The organism is Roseateles sp. FW305-36 (assembly GCF_058787015.1).
The window spans coordinates 89,573-106,432 of the sequence record NZ_JBYSZK010000021.1; the positions used below are offsets into that span (position 1 = coordinate 89,573).

Sequence of the window (16,860 nt, forward strand, 5' to 3'; positions counted from 1 at the left end):
CGGAGCGAGCACAGCGGGGATAGGGAATGTTCAAGCGCAGCGGGACTTGCGGACTTGAGCTTGATCAAGGCGCGGCGCGCTTGATGACGGCGAAAAAGCCGAACGGGTCCTTGGTCACGGCCACCGAAACGATCCAGGCCACGACGACCAGGGCCGCCAGCCAGGCGGTGGCCCGAACGGCCGGCGGCCGGCCCGGTTTCAGCGCGACGACGCCCAGTCCGATGTAGAGCAGCAGGCCGAGGATCTTGGCCAGCAGCCAGGGCGCCTGGGTCGGCGTCAGGCGCAGCATCCATGCCAGCGTCAGCGCCGAGGCCAGCAGCAGCGAATCGACCAGATGCGGCAGGCTGCGCGCTGCCCGCCCCCTGACCCAGCGCGCGCCGGCGAGCGAGGCCGCGCCACGCACGAAGAAGCCGGTGATGGACAGCGCCACGGCGGACTGGTGCACCAGCTTGACGGTGAAGTAGTCCATGGCTAGCCCGGTCGCCCGTCCAGGCGCGGCCGGGACAGCACGGGCCAGTAGCGCACGGCGTAGAGCGCGAAGCCGGCCGACCACAGCGCGGCGGAGGCCAGCACGGCGGCCACGGTCGACTCGGGCCGCAGCAGCGGCAGGCCCACCCGAAGCACGGCGGCCAGCGCCACCAGCCCATAGCAGGCCGTCTCGAAGCGGTCGGCGCGCAGCGGCCGGCCGGTGTGGCCGCGGGCGGTGCGCGTCATCATGCCGATGATCAGGCCGCCGATGGCGCCGACGGTCAGCGCATGCGTGGGCAGCGACGGCGCCACCACACCCAGCGCCGCCAGGCTTCGCAAGAGCAGATGCAGCGGCACCCAGGCATAGGCCAGGTGCAGCACCCAGACCAGCGGCACGCGCAGGGTCTTCCACGGCCGCCACAGCGCCCAGCGCCAGGCATGCGCCACGCAGGCGACGCCAGCCAGCGCCGCGAGAACCCAGCCCTCCAGGCCGACGAGATCCGCCACCAACAGGCCCAGCACCGAGCCCAGGGCGACCTTCTCGACCCCCGCATGCTTGGCGGCCCCCGCGCCGGGCACGCCGTTGTTGGTGAACATCGGGATCACGCGGCCGCCCATGACAGCGAGGATGAAGAGCACGATGTCCAGGCCCACGCGCACGCCGAGAAAGGCCGGCACGTCGACAACGCCGAGCTGCCCCAGATGGAGGGCCGCGGCCGCGGCCGCGAGCAGCACCAGCAGGCCGACGAAGAAGTAGTTGCGCCGGTTCCCCGACTTGAAGAAGGGCACGGCCAGCGCGACGGCCGCGGCCAGCGGGAAGGCCACGTTGGCCAGGGCCGCCGCGACGGCAAAGGGGGTCAGCACCAGCACGCGGGCGGCGATCCACAGCAGGGCCAGGGCGCCGAGCTTCCAGCCTGTCGGGGTGGGCAGGCCGGTCCAGTTGCCGCCGGCCGTGAACAGGAAGCCGACGATGACGGCGAGCGTGAAGCCGAACAGCATCTCGTGGGCATGCCACAGCGGCCCGGCCAGATAGGGGTGGCCCAGCCAGCCGGAGAACTGCAGGGCCCACAGCGGAATGGACAGGGCCGCGAAGACGCTGGCCAGCAGGTAGAAGGGGCGGAAGCCCAGCGCGAAAAGCGCGAAACCCGCTTGCGGGGGGCGCGGAGGTTCTTCGATCGTGAGCATCAAGGCGAGGGTCCAGTCTTGGGTTGCGCGGCCGGGTGGCCCAGCCGCCAGGCCAGTGCCGAGCCGGCGACGACCGCGGCGAAGGCCGCGATCGCCAGCGCATTGCCCGCCGCCCCAAGGGCGAGCAGGCGGGGTTGATCGAAACCACCGGCCAGGCGCGCTGCCAGCGAGAGTTGCAGCAGGGCCAGCGGCACGTAATAGGCCCAGCCGAACTGCACCTTGATGCGGGCGATGGCCGGCAGGATGACGGGCGCATGGGCGAACACCATGCCGAACACAAAGCCCAGGGCCAGGCCATGCAGGGCCGCGTCGCGCGCCGGCCAGCCCAGCGACGTGGCCACCCAGGCCAGGCCGGCGACCAGCAGCCAGGCATAGCCCAGCAGCAGGCAGAGGGCCATGTAGCGGCTCAGGCCATGGGCGCGCACGGTGCGGCGCGCGATGTCGAAGCTGGCCAGCCAGGCGGCCAGGGCCACCAGCGCCAGGCCATAGAGCACCGGGGACAGGGCCGCGCCGGCCAGCAGGGCCGCAAGGACGGCGTACAGCGAAGCCGCCGCACCTGGCCGCCGGCGCATCAGCCGTGTCATCTCCAGGCGTTCGGCGGCAATGGTCAGCACGAGGAAGGCGAACCACCAGGGCACGACGGCAGGCGCCGCCGCACCGACGGCATGCAGGCCGCAGCCGATGGCCCAGGCCAGCGCGCCGACAAGCAGCAGCACGGTGTGGTCGGCGCGCTGGCGCCTGACGATGACGACGTTGACGGCGACGAAGGCGAGCGAAGCCGCCGCGACCAGCCAGGCCGCCGCTGCCGCCGCGCCGCTGAGTTGGAGCACGCCGGCGGCGCCCGAGGCCAGCGGCCCCGCGAAGCACAGCGGATGGCGCACGGCGACCGCGCGCTCGATGGCGATGACGCTGCCCATGAAGCTGCAGATCATCAGGAAGGCATGGCCGGCCACGGCATTGCCGAGCCAGGCGCCGCTGGCCTGAGGCAGGGCCACGCCGGCACGCAGCAGGCCGCCGGCGATGCCGCAGGCCAGGGAGACCAGCACCAGGAGAGCCAGGCCGGCGCGCAGGCCCGAAACGGTGGCCGTCCCGTGGATTCGTGCGGCCTGGCGACGCATGGACGGCCTCCCCTCACCAGTCCATGAAGGCCTTGGCGCGGGCGCTCATGCGGTCCGTCGTCCAGGCCGGCTCCCAGACCAGCTCGACGTCGACGGACATGCCGTCCGGTGCGATGTCGTCCAGCTCGGCCAGGGTGTCGTCGAGGATGACGTCGGTGACCGGGCAGGCCGCCGAGGTCATGGTCATCACCACGTGCAGGCGTCGTGGCGTGGCCGTCACGCCGTAGACCAGGCCGACGTCGACGATGCTCATCGCGACCTCGGGATCGACGACGCGGCTCAGCGCCTGCAGCACGGGCGCGCGCAGGGTCTCGGGGCCGTCGTAGGTGTAGGTGGCGATGTCCGTCATGCGGCCGCCATCGGGTGGAAGTGCAGCACCTCGGCCAGCACCGCGCGGTTGCGCGTGATGTCGGCCAGGCTGTAGCGGTCGAGGACGGCGTAGAAGGCCTGCACGGCCTCGGCCAGCACGCCCTTGAGCCGGCAGCAGCGGGCAATGGCGCAATCGCTCGGCTCTTCGGAGAAGCATTCGGCGGGCTGGGCCGCGCCTTCGGTGTCGCGGACGACCTTGCCGACGCTGATGTGGTCGGCCGGTTTCGCCAGCAGCAGGCCACCGCCCTTGCCGCGGCTGGTTTCCACCCAGCCGCAGCGGCCCAGGTGGTGGACGACCTTGGTCAGGTGGTTGGCCTTGATGGCAAAGGCCGAGCTGATCTCGGCGACGGTGGCGCGCCGACCGGGCTCGGCGGCCAGGTAGATCAGCACGCGCAGGCTGTAGTCGGTGAAAGCAGTGAGTTTCATGATCCGATTCCCTTGGACGGGGAGGCCGAGGCCTCCCCGAGCCGGTCAGCGCCGGGTCGCCACGGTGGCGGCGCCCGTCGGCAGCTGCTGGCTCGCCGGGCGGCGCAGCAGGTAGAGGGCATAGACGGCGAGGAAGACGCTGCCGGCGGCGAACACGATATCGCCTGGCACGCGCAGCCACACCAGGGTCTCCATCAGCTTGGAGTGGATGACCTCGGGCGAGCGGGCGTACCACAGACCCTTGGTGATGCTCTCGTAGGCCTGGTAGATGCCGGCCGGCAGCAGCGACATGAAGACCATCATCGCCAGGCCGATGTTCAGGCTCCAGAAGGCGGGCTTCAGGAACTTGTCGGCGTGCAGCGCGCGGTCATACAGGCCGCGCAGGCAGAACAGCATCAGGCCGATGCCCAGCATGCCGTAGACACCGAACAGGGCGGCGTGGCCGTGGGCTGCCGTCATGTTCAGGCCTTGCACGTAGTACAGCGAGGCGGGCGGGTTGATGGCGAAGCCCAGCAGGCCGGCGCCGACGGTGTTCCAGAAGCCGACGGCGACGAAGGACATGATGACCCACTTGTAGGCACCCAGCCAGGCGACGTTCTTCGAGCGGCGATAGGTCTGCAGGGCCTCCAGGCCGATCAGCGTCAGCGGCACGACTTCCAGGGCCGAGAACACCGAGCCGACGGCGATCACCGAGGTGGGCGTGCCGGTCCAGTAGAGGTGGTGCAGCGTGCCCAGGATGCCGCCGAACAGGAAGACGATGGTCTCCGCGACGATGGCACGGTTGGCCGAAGCTGCCCGCACGAGGCCGAGGTTGGTGAAGATCAGGGCGACGACCGCGGTGGCGAAGACCTCGAAGAAGCCCTCGACCCACAGGTGCACCAGCCACCAGCGCCAATACTCGACCATGGAGTAGTGGGTGTGCTGGTCCCAGGCCAGCGAGGTAGCGTAGAAGCCGCCGATGCAGGTGGCCGACAGGAAGACCATGGCGATCAGGCCGCGGGTTTCCGAAGGCTTCTTCAGGGCCGGCCACAGCGCGCGGCCAAGCAGGAAGACCCAGAACAGCAGGCCGACGAAGAGCAGGATCTGCCAGAAGCGGCCCATGCTCGTGTACTCGAGGCCCTGGTTGCCGAACCAGAAGCTGAAGTCGACGCCGCGGTGTTGCAGCGTGCCCAGCCAGCCGGTGATGGTCGAGCCGAGCACGACGATGATCAGCGCCCAGAACAGCGCGTCGACACCGAGCTTCTGCAGCTTGGGTTCACGCCCCGACAGCAGCGGCGCGACGTAGAGGCCGGTCGCCAGCCAGGCGGTAGCGATCCAGAACACGCCGATCTGCGTGTGCACGGTGCGGCTGATGGTGTAGGGCAGGATCTGCGCCAGCGGCAGGCCGAAGAAGGACTGGCCTTCCACCGCGTAGTGGGCGGTGATGGCGCCCATGCCGATCTGCAGCAGCATCAGCGCGATGACGATGAAGAAGTACTTGCGCGTGGCCTTCATCGACGGCGTGGCCTTGGCGCCTTGCAGCGGGTCGGCCTTGGGCACGGCGGCTTCGTCCTCGTGCGAATCGCCCTTGTGCAGCCACAGCATGGCGGCGATGCCGGCGAGCAGCAGCACGACGCTGACCATCGACCACATCGCAGCCGAGGCGCTCATGGTGTTGCCGACCAGCGGCTCATGCGGCCAGTTGCTGGTGTAGGACAGGCCGGGTTCGTTCGGGCGGTCCGTCACGGCGGCCCAGGCCGACCAGAAGAAGAACGCGGTCAGGGCCTGGCGGTTCTCGGCGTCAGGCAGGCTGCCCGAGGTCATGGCGTACTGCTCGCGCAGCTTGTCCAGGCGCGGATCGGTGCCGAACAGGCCCTCGTAGTGCGCCGCCACCTCGCGGATGGCCTTGGCGCGCGCCGGCGTGACCTTCACGGTGCCGTTGCTGTCGTCATAGGTGTTGCGGCGCAGTTCCTCGCGCACCACCTGCTCGACAGCGGCCTGCTCGACGCCGGTCAGCGCCTTGCCGCCCTGCTGCTGCTCAGCCGCGCGCAGGGCGCCGAGCGCCACCGCCTCGCGGTGCAGCCAGTCGGCCGACCAGTCCGGTGCGACATAGGCACCATGGCCCCAGACGGTGCCGAGCTGCTGGCCACCGGCCGACAACCAGGCCTGCTGGCCGAGCTGGATCTGCTCGGCCGTGTACAGCACCTCGCCCTCGGTCGTCACGACCTGCTTGGGGATGGGCGGTGCCGAGAGATAGATCTGCCAGCCCAGGTAGCCCAAGGCTCCGAACGACAGGACGAAGATGAGGCCTAGCCAGCGCCAGAGCCTGCTTGCGTTTTTCATGATGTGCCCTTGTAGTGGGGGAAATTGCTTGCGATCAGGCGCCGCCGCAGGAGCCGCAGCAGCGGCCGTCGCCGTGGGCGGCGAGCTTGACGATGCGCACGCGCCAGACGTCGGGACCGCGCTGCACGTCGTCCCAGGCGAAACGGCCGGGCCATTCGGCGCGGAACTGGTCGAGCAGCGGCCCGGGGTCGTGGTCGTTGATCAGTTCGACCGATTCACCGGCGTCCAGGCTGCGAAAGGTGTTGAAGATCAAAGGATGCCGCTCGCGGGGGGCCAGCGGGCGCAGGTCGATCTTGGTGCCGTAGCTCGTCAATGCCATGACTGCTCCTCTTGAACATGCATTTGGTATGCAGATTCTGAGGAGGGGGCAGCCAAGGCCCTTTGATTTCCGTCAAGTCAAAGCCTGATCACTTGCATCCAAGGGATCAGCGGCAGCGGGCGCTCAGCCCTCGTCCTGCAGCGGCGCCAGCAGCAGATCCAGCTCCGGCGCCGTGAACTTGGCCAGCATCGCGCCGTCGTCGCTGCCCAGCAGCCCGTCGGCCAGCGCTTTCTTGCGCGCCTGCAGCTCCAGCATGCGCTCCTCGATGCTGCCCTGGGCGACGAGCTGGTAGACGAAGACCGGCTGATCCTGGCCGATGCGGTGGGCCCGCGCGCTGGCCTGGGCCTGCACGGCCGGGTTCCACCAGGGGTCGACGTGGATGACGGTGTCGGCAGCGGTCAGGTTGAGGCCGACGCCGCCGGCCTTGAGGCTGGCCAGCAGGATGGGCTCCTCGCGTGCCTGGAAGCGACGCACGACTTCTCCGCGCTGCGACGCGGGCGTCTGGCCGGTCAGGCGCAGATGCGCCAGCTTCAAGGCGTCCAGCTCCGCGGCGATCAGGTCCAGCATCTCGGTGAACTGTGAGAACACCAGCAGGCGCCGGCCCTGGGCGACGAAGTCAGGCAGGTGCTCACGCAGCCATCCGAGCTTGGCGCGTTCCACACCTGCCGGCGTCTCGACGGCCTTCAGCAGCAGCGGGTCGCAACAGACCTGGCGCAGCTTGAGCATGGCGTCCAGCACGCTGATGAGGCTCGTGGGCGTGAAGCCGTCGCGGGCCAGGATGCGCCTCACCATGTGGTCGGCCGCGACGCGCACGCTCTCGTAGAGCTGCTTCTGCTGGCCCACCAGCGTGACGCGCTTGACCAGTTCGGTCAGCGGCGGCAGCTCGGTTGCGACCTCGGTCTTGAGGCGACGCAGGATGAAGGGCCGCACACGCGCCGCCAGCAGGCGGGCACGCGGACCGTCGCGATTCACCTCGATGGGCTTGCGCCAGTGACGGGCGAAGTTGCGCGAGTCGCCGAGGAAGCCCGGCATCAGCAGATCGAACAGCGACCACAGCTCGCCGAGGTGGTTCTCCAGCGGCGTGCCGGTCAGCGCCAGCCGGTGCCTGGTGTTCAGCCGGCGCAGCGCGCGGCCGGCGCGGGCCTGGGCGTTCTTGACGGCCTGGGCTTCGTCGAGGATGAGGAGATGCCAGGGCTGGGCCGACAGGGTGCGCAGATCGCGCCAGACGAGGTTGTAGGTGCTGAGCACGACATCGGCATCGGCGAGCTGAACGGCGCTGCGGTCGGGGCCGTGCCAGGTCTGCACCTTGAGCCCAGGCGCGATGCGCGCAGCCTCCTGCTGCCAGTTGAAGAGCAGCGAGGTCGGCACGATGACCAGTGCGGCTCGATCCAGGCGGCCGGCCTGCTTCTCGGTCCAGATGTGGGCCAGCGCCTGGGCCGTCTTGCCCAGGCCCATGTCGTCGGCCAGGATGCCGGCGAGCTTCTGTTCGCGCAGGTATTGCAGCCAGGCCAGGCCGTGCAGTTGGTAGGGGCGCAGTTGCAAGCCCAGACCTTCGGGCTGCGGCATCGACGTCGGCGCGCCGGCGGCCAGCAGACGCTGGCCCAGCGCCTTCAAGCCCGCGTCGCCATGGATCTGCCAGCGGCCGCGCGACTCGTCCTCGATGCAGCGGATGCGGTCGGCGTCCCATTCATTGAGCTTAAGCGGCTTGCCCTTCTCCAGTTCCACCGGCTTCAGCAGGTCGAGCAGGGCCAACATCATGGCCTTGAGCGGCGCGGCGACGGCGTGATAGCGGCGGCCGCCGGGCGCGCGCAGCGAGATGATGGCGTCGTCCTCGATAGCACCAATGGCGACGGCGTCCAGCCAGCGCTTGTCGCGGCGCAGCAGGTTGGCCATCAAAGGCGCGAGGTCGATGCGCTGGCCGTCAACCTCCATGCCGAGGCTGACTAGCCAGGCGCCGGTGCGGCGCTCCAGGCCCAGGCCTTCGACGCGGCGGTTGGGTTTGGGGGCTTCTTCTTGCGCTTCTTCGGTGAGACCCAGTTGCCAGCCGCTGACGAACTGGCTGTGATGGGCAAAGCCCGGCTCGGTCGTGACCTGCCAGCCCAAGGCCTGCAGCTCGGGCAGCTTGTCGGCGTGGAAATCGCCGAAGAATTCTTCCTGGACCAGGGTCCAGAGGGAGGCGCCGCCCAGCACCGGCGGCGAGCCCCGCCATTGCAGCAGCGCCGGGTCGAGGGCGATGAGGCCGAGCTTCAGCAATACCTGTTCGGCGTCGGCATCACGCGCGGCCAGCGTTGCCACCGTCACCTGCTCGCCCCGCGGGCCCAGCGGGCCGCGCGGCCGCAGCCCGAGCAGGCCGTCGCCGCGCGTCAGCGTGCGCAGCGTGAGGTGGGGTGGAGCAGCAGGCATCGCGACAGTCTCGCAGCCCGCGAGACCGTCGCGAGGCAGATCAGGACTTCAGGACAGTCTTGATGTGCGAAGCGATGGCGTCGTCCTGGCAGTTCGTGAAGAACAGTTCCTGGAACTTCTCGCCCGACACGGCGGCCTTGAGCAGGTCCTGGTCGACGGCCTTCAGCGTGGTCAGCATGTCCTTGCAGGAAGCGGCCTTGAGGTCCTTCAGGATGCCGCGGTTCTTGGCCATGATGGCGGCGCGCTCCTTGGGATAGCCGGCGCCGCGCTCGTTCTCGAGCAGCTTGCGGTAGCAGTCCTGCAGATTCAGCTCGGCGGCCCAGCCGAAGCCCTTGGCATAGGGCATGGACATGCAGTTGCCGTCGTTGATCTGGCCGAACAGGAAGGCGTCGGTCGGGTCGATGACCAGGCCGCAGAACACGCCGGGCATGGAGTTGCAGGCCAGCATGGAGCCCATGCCGGTGCCGCAGCCGGTGACGACGAAATCTGCGGCCTTGGAGTTCAGCAGGATGCCGGCCAGCAGGCCGTTCATCACATAGGTCAGCGAGGCCTTGTCCTCGGGCGTGTACATGCCGTAGTGGTGGACGCTGTGGCCCAGCGGCTCGGCGACGGTCTTGAGGGCGTTGTGGACGATCTCGGACTTGGCGGCCTGGCTGTTCTCGATGATGAGGGCGATCTTCATGGCGGGTGGCTTTCGGGCGGAATGAGGGCAAAGGCGGCTCAGGGACCGCCCGGTGCAGGGGCTCGGGTCGCTCAAGCCAGAGGGGCTCGAGCGCAGGCCGTCATGCCAGGTGTTCGGGGTGGGACGGCATGGTCCGCGTCCACCTGGCCAACCGCGCGCCCCGGGAGGGACGCAGACGCTGGCGCTATTGTGCCAAATATTGGAACGTCGTTTCAGAATCTCCGCTCAATCCCGAGAGCGATGCGGGGATTCCTTCAGTCGCCTTCCCCACCCAGGGGCTTGAGTTGCCGCCCGGCCGGCAGGGCCCGCAGGTACTTGAACGTCCCCGTGGCATGGGCGCAGAGCTTGTCGTCCGCGCCGAAGACCGAGCCCTCGCAGAAGGCCATGGTCGTGGAACGGTGCAGCAGCTTGCCCACCGCCCGCAGTTCGCCCTCCCCGGGGCGCATGAAGCTGGTCTTCATCTCGACCGTGACCACGCCCGGCCCGAGGTCGGGCAGGTGCCGGTTCACGCTGCGCGCGGCATGCGCCATGGCCACGTCCAGCAGCGTCATCACGACGCCGCCGTGAGCCACGCGCCAGGAGTTCAGGTGCTGCTCGCTGATCGTCAGCCTCAGCTCGGCCTCGCCGTCGCCGACGGAATGCAGCGTGAAGCCGAGTTGCTTGACGAAGGGGATGTGAACTGGGAACTCCATGCCCCGATCATCCCCCGTGAATCGCTGAGACTCCGCCGTCCACCGCCAGAATCTGGCCGGTGATGTGCTTGCCGGCGCGCGAGGCGAACAGCAGGGCCGCGCCCTTGAGGTCGTCGTCATCGCCGATGCGGTTCAGTGGCGCATGCGCAGCCATCTTTTCCTCGCCGACCGCCGCCAGCAGACCCTTGGTCATCTTGCTCGGGAAGAAGCCCGGCGCCAGCGCGTTGACAGTGATGCCGTATTGGCCCCATTCGCCGGCCAGCGCGCGCGTGAAGTTCACGGCGGCGCCCTTGCTGGTGTTGTAGGCGATGGTCTTCATGACCGCCGAGTTGCCGCCCAGGCCGGCGATGGAAGCCACATTGATGATGCGGCCCGACTTGCGCGGGATCATGCTGGCCTTGGCCACGGCCTGCGCGAACACGAACAGGCTGCGGATGTTGAGGTCCATGACCTTGTCCCAAGCCTCGATGGGGTGCTCCTCGGCCGGGGCGCCCCAGCTGGCGCCGGCGTTGTTGACGAGGATGTCGATCTGGCCCAGGCGCTCCATGGTCTCCATGACGACGCGCTGGGCGTCCTCTTCCTTGGCCGCGTCGGCAGCGATCCAGCGTGCATCGATGCCGCGCGCCTGCAGGTGCGCGGCAGCCTCTTCCAGGTCAGCCGCCTTGCGCGAGGTCAGCATGATCTTGGCGCCGGCTTCGCCGAGGGCTTCGGCGATCTGCAGGCCCAGGCCGCGCGAGCCGCCGGTGACGAGGGCCACTTGGCCGCTGAGGTCGAAGAGGTCTTGGACTTTGGTGCTCATGGTTTGTCTCCTATTCGGTTAGGGTCAGAGCACTCGCTGCGCGAGCGGTCCGACCCGCAAGGTCATCAAAAATATTCGGGCTTCATCTCGCGGCACAGTGGCTCGCGGCGGGCAACGACATCGAGCCAGGCGCCAATCTTGGGCAACTCGTAGGCGAAGAAATAAAGAGCCGCGGCGCGCTTGCCATGGGCGAAGTCGCTGTCGCCGGTCACGCTCAGCACCACGTCCAGCCAGATCCAGGCCAGCACGGTGTGGCCGAAGGCTTGCATATACGGCGTGGCGTTGGCCAGCGCCTCTTCGGGCTCGCCGGTACTCCAGGCCTTTTTGGTGGCACCGCCAACCTGCGCAAGTGCGGCAGCCAGTTGATTGGCCTGCGGCGCCCATTCGGTCTGCATGGCGCGCTCAATGGTCTGCTGCACGCGGGCGGCCAGCGCAGCCAGTGACGCCCCGCCTTGCTGCACGACCTTGCGGCCCAGCAGGTCCAGGGCCTGGATGCCGTGCGTACCCTCATGGATCATGTTCAGGCGGTTGTCGCGCCAGAGCTGCTCGACCGGGAAGTCACGCGTGTAGCCATAGCCGCCCAGCACCTGGATGGCCAGGGAGTTGGCTTCCAGGCACCACTCGCTGGGCCAGCTCTTGGCGATGGGAATCAGCACGTCCAGCAGGGCCTGCGCCTCGGCCTTGGCGTCGCCGGTGTTGAGCTCGTCGACGAGACGGGCGCAGTACAGCTCGAAGGCCAGGCCGCCTTCGACATAGCTCTTCTGCGCCAGCAGCATGCGGCGCACGTCGGCGTGTTCGATGATGGGCCGCTGAGGGCTGGCAGCGTCCTTGCCGGCCGCCGTCATGGCTCGCCCCTGCGGGCGCTGCTTGGCGTACTCGAGGCTGGCCTCATAGCCGGCATAGCCGAGCATCGTCGCACCCAGGCCAACGCCGATGCGCATCTCGTTCATCATGAAGAACATGCAGCGCAGACCCTCGCCGGGCTTGCCGACGAGATAGCCGACGGCACCGGCCTTGCCGCCGGGTTGGAACTTGCCCTCGCCGAAGTTCAGCAGGCAGTTGGTGGTGCCGCGATGGCCGAGCTTGTGGTTCAGGCCGGCCAGCGCGATGTCGTTGCGCTCGCCGGTCAACTGGCCGTCTTCGCCCACCATCTGCTTCGGGCAGATGAAGAGGGAGATGCCCTTGGTGCCGGGAATCAACTTGCCGTCGGGGCCGGGAATCTTGGCCAGCACCAGATGCACGATGTTGCCGCGCAGCTCATGCTCGCCGCCCGAGATCCACATCTTGTTGCCGCGCAGTCGGTAGCGGGCGCCGAGAGGGTCGCCCTCGTCTTCCAACTCGGCTCGCGTGACAACGTCGGACAAGGATGAACCCGCCTGCGGCTCGGACAGGCACATGGTGCCGAACCATTCCCCGGACAGCAGGGTCTTGGCGAAGACCTCACGCTGGCGCTCGCTGCCATGCTCCATCAGCAGATTGGCATTGCAGGTCGTCAGCACACCGTAGGAGCCGATATGCACATTGGCCATGCTGACAAAGGTGTTGGCGGCCGTCTCGACGAGGCAGGGCAGCTGCATACCGCCGACGTCGTAGTCGTGCGTCGCGGCCAGCATGCCGGACTCGACCAGCGCATCCACCGCCTCCCGCGTGGCCGCCGGCAGGTGCACGCGCTCGCCATCGAAGCGCGGCTCCTCGGTGTCCATCAACCGGTAATGGGGCGCGTACTTCTCGCGGGCGATGCGCTCGCAGGTGTCGAGCACCGCACCGAAGGTCTCGCGGGAGTGGTCGCTGAAGCGTTCACGCGCCGTCAGGTCGGCGGCATGCAGCCAGTCGTAGAGCAGGAAGTCCAGGGTTTCGCGCATGAGAGCTATTCCGCCTTGGTCACGGCCATGGTGCCGCTGGCCTTGGCCACGAGCCTGCGCTCGCCGCCTTGCACTGCGTACACCTCGGCCTCGGTGAAGGAGACTTGTCGGCCGGGCTTGACGACCCAGGCCTCGCATTCCAGCCGCTCGCCGCTGGCGCCGCGCAGCAGGCTGGTCTTGAATTCGGCCGTCAGCACCCAGTGGCCGTCCGCGGCCATGGTCTGGGCCGACGCGCCCATCGTGTGATCAGCCAGCGCCGCGATGACGCCGGCATGCACCACGCCCGTGTGCTGGCAATGGCGCTTGGCAATGACGAGCTGCGTACTCACGCGCCCCGACTCCACGGCCGTGGGCTCCACGCCCAGGTCAGCCATGAACGGCGCCGAGCGGAAGAAGCCGCGCAGCGTTTTGAGATCGACCTGCATCTCAGGCGTCCTGCGAGAGCTTGACGATGGTGCCCTGGGCCACCGCGCAGAGCTTCTCGGCGCCATCCTTGACCGCGAACACATCGCAGCGGCAGACGGCCTGGGTGCGGCCGGCATTCACCGCTTCGGCGCGAGCGATCAGCAGTTCGCCGACGGCGGGGCGCAGATAGTTGATCTTGTATTCGCTGGTCAAGGCGTCGGAGGCCAACGCCGTGCCGCCCGCAAAGGTCAGCGCGTTGTCGGCCAGATAGCTGAGCACGCCGCCGTGCGCGAAGCCGTGCTGCTGCTGCAACTCCGGCTTCATCGCCAGCCGCAGCTCGACGCGGCCCGGTGTCACGGCACCGATCTCCACGCCGAGCAGGCGGCTGAAGGGCTGCGCGGCGAGGATTTCCGCGCCGCGCTTGACGAACTCCTGTGGGGTCACAGGACCTCGAACACGCCCGCCGCGCCCATGCCGCCGCCGATGCACATCGTCACGCAGACGCGCTTTGCGCCACGGCGCTTGCCTTCGATGAGGGCATGGCCGGTCAGGCGCTGGCCCGACACGCCATAGGGGTGGCCGACGGCGATGGCGCCGCCGTTGACGTTGAGCTTGTCCATCGGGATGCCCAGGGTGTCGGCGCAATACAGCACCTGCACGGCGAAGGCTTCGTTCAACTCCCACAGGTCGATGTCGGCGACCGTCAGGCCCAGCTTCTTCAGCACCTTGGGCACGGCGAAGACGGGACCGATGCCCATCTCGTCGGGCTCGCAGCCGGCCACGGCGAAGCCGAGGAAGCGGCCCAGGGGCTTGAGGTTGTGAGCCGAGGCGTACTGCTCGCTGACCAGGGCGCAGGCGCCCGCGCCGTCGCTGAACTGGCTGGCATTGCCAGCCGTCACCAGGCCGCCGGGCACGGCCGAGCGCAGATCCTTGATGCCTTCGTAGGTCGTGCCCTCGCGCAGGCCTTCGTCGGCGCTGACGGTCACTTCCTTGCTCATCAGGCCCATGACCTTGTCGGCCACGCCCATGGTCGTGGTCACCGAGATGATCTCGTCGTTGAACTTGCCGGCGGCCTGGGCGGCGCAGGCCTTTTGCTGGCTGCCGGCGCCGTAGTGGTCCATGCGCTCGCGCGAGATGTTGTAGCGCTTGGCCACGTTCTCGGCGGTTTGCAGCATGTTCCAGTAGATCTCGGGCTTGATCTTCAGCAGGGCCGGGTCGGCCAGCATGTGCTTGTTCATTTCCTGCTGCACGCAGGAGATGCTTTCGACGCCGCCGGCGATGTAGACGTCGCCCTCGCCCGCAATGATGCGCTGGGCCGCCATGGCGATGGTCTGCAGGCCGCTGGAGCAGAAGCGGTTGATGGTGACACCGCTCACCGTGACCGGCAGGCCGGCCTTCAGCGCAATCTGGCGGGCGATGTTGGCGCCGGTGGCGCCTTCGGGGTTGGCGCAGCCCATCAGCACGTCCTCGATGGCGCCGGCTTCGATACCGGCGCGTTCGACGGCCGCCTGGACAGCCCAGCCGCCCAAAGTGGCTCCGTGGGTCATGTTGAACGCGCCCTTCCAGCTCTTGGTCAGCGGGGTGCGGGCAGTGGAGACGATCAGTGCGTTGCTCATGTCTTGATCCTTGGCGCGATTAAGTGAACGACTTGCCTTCGGCCACGAGGCGAGCAAGCAAGGGAGCCGGCGTCCAGAACGCGCCGTCGTCCATCGGGTTCTTGGCAAAGCGCTTCATCGCCTGCACGACGTTGAAGAGGCCCAGGGTGTCGGCGTAGCACATCGGGCCACCGCGGAAGATGGGGAAGCCGTAGCCTGTCAGGTAGACCATGTCGACGTCGGAGGCGCGCTGGGCGATGCCTTCTTCCAGCAGATGGGCAGCCTCGTTGACCAGGGCGAACACCAGGCGGTGCACGATCTCCTCGTCGCTGATGTCGCGCTTCTTGGCGCCGATAGATTCCCGGTGCTTGGCCAGCATCTCTTCGACGACGGCCGACGGAATCGCGTCGCGCTTGCCGGGCAGGTAGTCGTACCAGCCGGCGCCGGTCTTCTGGCCGAAGCGGCCCAGCTCGCACAGGCGGTCGGCGCTGGCCGAGTACTTCATGTTGGCGCGCTCGACGGCGCGGCGCTTGCGGATGGCCCAGCCGATGTCGTTGCCGGCCAGGTCGCCCATGCGGAAGGGGCCCATCGCGAAGCCGAACTTCTCGACGGCCTTGTCCACCTGTTGCGGGCTGCAGCCTTCATCGAGCAGGAAGCCCGCCTGGCGGCTGTACTGCTCGATCATGCGATTGCCGATGAAGCCGTCGCACACGCCCGAGACGACGGCGGTCTTCTTGATCTTCTTGCCAATGGCCATGACGGTGGCCAGCACATCCTTGGCGGTGGCCTTGCCGCGCACGACTTCCAGCAGCTTCATCACATTGGCCGGGCTGAAGAAGTGCATGCCCACCACGTCCTGCGGACGCTTCGTGAACGACGCGATCTTGTCGACGTCCAGCGTCGAGGTGTTGGAGGCCAGGATGGCGCCGGGCTTGGCGACGGCATCCAGTTGCTTGAAGACGGCTTCCTTGACGCCGATCTCCTCGAACACCGCCTCGATGATGAGGTCGCAGTCCTTGAGGTCGTCATAGCTAAGCGTGGTGCTCAGCAGGGCCATGCGCTGGGCGTATTTGTCTTCCTTGAGCTTGCCTTTCTTGACCTGGGCTTCGTAGTTCTTCTTGATGGTCGCGACGCCGCGATCCAGGGCTTCCTGCTTGGTCTCCAGGATGGTGACGGGAAGACCAGCGTTCAGGAAGTTCATCGAGATGCCGCCACCCATGGTGCCGGCGCCGATGACGCCGACCTTGGCAATGGTGCGCAGCGGCGTGTCCTCGGGCACATCGGCGATCTTGCTGGCCACGCGCTCGGCGAAGAACAGATGGCGCAGGGCCTTGGACTCGGGCGTCTGCATCAGGGCCGCAAAGCCTTCGCGCTCGGCGCGCATGCCGTCGTCGAATTTCAGCTTGACCGCACCGGCCACGGCCTCCAGGCAGCGCAGCGGCGCCGGGAAGTTCTTGCTCATGCCGCCCACCATGTTGCGGGCGAACTGGAAGTAGGCGTCGGCGTTGGGGTGGCGGGCCTTCAGGTCGCGCACCTTGGGCAGCGGGCGCTTCTCGGAGACTTCCTGAGCGAACTTGACGGCGGCATCGACCACGTCGGCATCGACGATCTTGTCGAACAGCTTCTGGCCGGGAACCATGGCCAGCATCTGGGCCTCGACCGGCTCGCCGCTGACGATCATGTTCAGCGCGGGCTCCACGCCCAGTGCTCGCGGCAGGCGCTGCGTGCCGCCGGCGCCGGGCAGCAGGCCCAGTTTCACTTCAGGCAGGGCGACCTTGGTGCCGGTCTGGGCGACACGGTAGTGGCAGCCCAGGGAGAGTTCCAGGCCACCGCCCATGCAGACGCTGTGGATGGCAGCAACGACCGGCTTGCTGCAGTTCTCGACAACCGCGATCAGGCTGAGCAGATTGGGCTCGGCCAGGGCCTTGGGCGAACCGAACTCCTTGATGTCGGCGCCGCCGGAGAAGGCCTTGCCGGCCCCCGTGATGACGACGGACGTGATGGCCGGATCGGCTTCGGCGCGCTCGATGCCGGCAGCGCAGGCCGAGCGGGTGGCGAAACCCAGACCGTTGACCGGCGGGTTGTCGAGCGTGATCACGGCGACGCTGCCGCGAACTTCGTAATGGGCTGTCATGGGCACGACCTCGGTTGATGGGCCATGCCGCGTCTCCAGCAGGACGGCCCAGAATAGAACGACCGTTCGATTCTAGGCAGC

16 protein-coding genes are annotated in these 16,860 nt (G+C 68.2%); all 16 read right to left on the minus strand.

The genetic code is table 11. The features are described 5' to 3' along the window. Window positions 1-64 precede the first annotated feature (64 nt). The gene (locus AC3WOE_RS28090; protein ID WP_492695347.1) at window positions 65-469 is read right to left on the minus strand and encodes a SirB2 family protein; all 405 of its coding nucleotides are present in this window, start codon (window positions 467-469) and stop codon (window positions 65-67) included. A 2-nt stretch (window positions 470-471) separates the two neighbouring features. Next, complete coding sequence (locus tag AC3WOE_RS28095) at window positions 472-1,653, minus strand: NnrS family protein (protein ID WP_492695348.1); 1,182 nt, start codon at window positions 1,651-1,653, stop codon at window positions 472-474. Then, window positions 1,653-2,771 carry a DUF8744 domain-containing protein gene (locus tag AC3WOE_RS28100; protein ID WP_492695349.1) on the minus strand — a complete coding sequence of 373 codons (1,119 nt, stop codon included), beginning with the start codon at window positions 2,769-2,771 and terminating at the stop codon, window positions 1,653-1,655. The genes AC3WOE_RS28095 and AC3WOE_RS28100 overlap by 1 nt, the downstream gene beginning before the upstream one ends. A gap of 13 nt (window positions 2,772-2,784) precedes the next feature. Continuing rightward, entirely contained in the window at window positions 2,785-3,120 is a 336-nt protein-coding gene (locus AC3WOE_RS28105; protein ID WP_492695351.1) for a metal-sulfur cluster assembly factor, read from the minus strand. Beyond that, window positions 3,117-3,566, minus strand: a complete 450-nt coding sequence (locus tag AC3WOE_RS28110; protein ID WP_492695353.1) for an Rrf2 family transcriptional regulator — start codon at window positions 3,564-3,566, stop codon at window positions 3,117-3,119. The genes AC3WOE_RS28105 and AC3WOE_RS28110 overlap by 4 nt, the downstream gene beginning before the upstream one ends. Before the next feature lie 45 nt (window positions 3,567-3,611). Continuing rightward, window positions 3,612-5,888: a nitric-oxide reductase large subunit gene (locus tag AC3WOE_RS28115; protein WP_492695355.1), complete on the minus strand. Its 2,277-nt coding sequence runs from the start codon at window positions 5,886-5,888 to the stop codon at window positions 3,612-3,614. A 34-nt stretch (window positions 5,889-5,922) separates the two neighbouring features. Beyond that, on the minus strand, window positions 5,923-6,207 hold the full coding sequence (locus tag AC3WOE_RS28120) for a DUF2249 domain-containing protein (protein WP_492695357.1): 285 nt from the start codon (window positions 6,205-6,207) through the stop codon (window positions 5,923-5,925). Between the two features lie 123 nt (window positions 6,208-6,330). Continuing rightward, on the minus strand, window positions 6,331-8,610 hold the full coding sequence (locus tag AC3WOE_RS28125) for a DEAD/DEAH box helicase (protein WP_492695359.1): 2,280 nt from the start codon (window positions 8,608-8,610) through the stop codon (window positions 6,331-6,333). Window positions 8,611-8,650: 40 nt separating this feature from the next. Next, on the minus strand, window positions 8,651-9,292 hold the full coding sequence (locus tag AC3WOE_RS28130) for an RpiB/LacA/LacB family sugar-phosphate isomerase (RefSeq protein WP_492695361.1): 642 nt from the start codon (window positions 9,290-9,292) through the stop codon (window positions 8,651-8,653). 254 nt (window positions 9,293-9,546) lie between these two features. Beyond that, complete coding sequence (locus tag AC3WOE_RS28135; RefSeq protein ID WP_492695362.1) at window positions 9,547-9,984, minus strand: PaaI family thioesterase; 438 nt, start codon at window positions 9,982-9,984, stop codon at window positions 9,547-9,549. A 7-nt stretch (window positions 9,985-9,991) separates the two neighbouring features. After that, window positions 9,992-10,783, minus strand: coding sequence for an SDR family oxidoreductase (locus AC3WOE_RS28140; protein ID WP_492695364.1), 792 nt, complete (start codon window positions 10,781-10,783; stop codon window positions 9,992-9,994). Between the two features lie 65 nt (window positions 10,784-10,848). Continuing rightward, a complete protein-coding gene (locus AC3WOE_RS28145; protein WP_492695365.1) occupies window positions 10,849-12,645 on the minus strand; it encodes an acyl-CoA dehydrogenase in 1,797 nt (598 codons plus the stop codon). A gap of 5 nt (window positions 12,646-12,650) precedes the next feature. Then, window positions 12,651-13,070 (minus strand): PaaI family thioesterase, encoded by a 420-nt coding sequence (locus AC3WOE_RS28150; protein WP_492695367.1) that lies wholly within the window; start codon window positions 13,068-13,070, stop codon window positions 12,651-12,653. A gap of 1 nt (window position 13,071) precedes the next feature. Further along, window positions 13,072-13,494 carry a PaaI family thioesterase gene (locus AC3WOE_RS28155; RefSeq protein WP_492695368.1) on the minus strand — a complete coding sequence of 141 codons (423 nt, stop codon included), beginning with the start codon at window positions 13,492-13,494 and terminating at the stop codon, window positions 13,072-13,074. Then, the gene (locus AC3WOE_RS28160) at window positions 13,491-14,666 is read right to left on the minus strand and encodes an acetyl-CoA C-acyltransferase (RefSeq protein ID WP_492695370.1); all 1,176 of its coding nucleotides are present in this window, start codon (window positions 14,664-14,666) and stop codon (window positions 13,491-13,493) included. Before AC3WOE_RS28160 ends, AC3WOE_RS28155 begins: the two co-directional genes overlap by 4 nt. 19 nt (window positions 14,667-14,685) lie before the next feature. Further along, window positions 14,686-16,779, minus strand: coding sequence for a 3-hydroxyacyl-CoA dehydrogenase NAD-binding domain-containing protein (locus AC3WOE_RS28165; protein WP_492695371.1), 2,094 nt, complete (start codon window positions 16,777-16,779; stop codon window positions 14,686-14,688). Between the last annotated feature and the right edge of the window lie 81 nt (window positions 16,780-16,860).

Bases quoted from the DNA above. Each gene is read 5' to 3' on its own strand.
- AC3WOE_RS28095 (WP_492695348.1), bottom strand. From the start codon at position 1,653: ATGCTCACGATCGAAGAACCTCCGCGCCCCCCGCAAGCGGGTTTCGCG.
- AC3WOE_RS28090 (WP_492695347.1), bottom strand. From the start codon at position 469: ATGGACTACTTCACCGTCAAGCTGGTGCACCAGTCCGCCGTGGCGCTG.
- AC3WOE_RS28160 (WP_492695370.1), bottom strand. From the start codon at position 14,666: ATGAGCAACGCACTGATCGTCTCCACTGCCCGCACCCCGCTGACCAAG.
- AC3WOE_RS28130 (WP_492695361.1), bottom strand. From the start codon at position 9,292: ATGAAGATCGCCCTCATCATCGAGAACAGCCAGGCCGCCAAGTCCGAG.
- AC3WOE_RS28110 (WP_492695353.1), bottom strand. From the start codon at position 3,566: ATGAAACTCACTGCTTTCACCGACTACAGCCTGCGCGTGCTGATCTAC.
- AC3WOE_RS28140 (WP_492695364.1), bottom strand. From the start codon at position 10,783: ATGAGCACCAAAGTCCAAGACCTCTTCGACCTCAGCGGCCAAGTGGCC.
- AC3WOE_RS28135 (WP_492695362.1), bottom strand. From the start codon at position 9,984: ATGGAGTTCCCAGTTCACATCCCCTTCGTCAAGCAACTCGGCTTCACG.
- AC3WOE_RS28115 (WP_492695355.1), bottom strand. From the start codon at position 5,888: ATGAAAAACGCAAGCAGGCTCTGGCGCTGGCTAGGCCTCATCTTCGTC.
- AC3WOE_RS28150 (WP_492695367.1), bottom strand. From the start codon at position 13,070: ATGCAGGTCGATCTCAAAACGCTGCGCGGCTTCTTCCGCTCGGCGCCG.
- AC3WOE_RS28125 (WP_492695359.1), bottom strand. From the start codon at position 8,610: ATGCCTGCTGCTCCACCCCACCTCACGCTGCGCACGCTGACGCGCGGC.
- AC3WOE_RS28105 (WP_492695351.1), bottom strand. From the start codon at position 3,120: ATGACGGACATCGCCACCTACACCTACGACGGCCCCGAGACCCTGCGC.
- AC3WOE_RS28145 (WP_492695365.1), bottom strand. From the start codon at position 12,645: ATGCGCGAAACCCTGGACTTCCTGCTCTACGACTGGCTGCATGCCGCC.
- AC3WOE_RS28165 (WP_492695371.1), bottom strand. From the start codon at position 16,779: ATGACAGCCCATTACGAAGTTCGCGGCAGCGTCGCCGTGATCACGCTC.
- AC3WOE_RS28120 (WP_492695357.1), bottom strand. From the start codon at position 6,207: ATGGCATTGACGAGCTACGGCACCAAGATCGACCTGCGCCCGCTGGCC.
- AC3WOE_RS28100 (WP_492695349.1), bottom strand. From the start codon at position 2,771: ATGCGTCGCCAGGCCGCACGAATCCACGGGACGGCCACCGTTTCGGGC.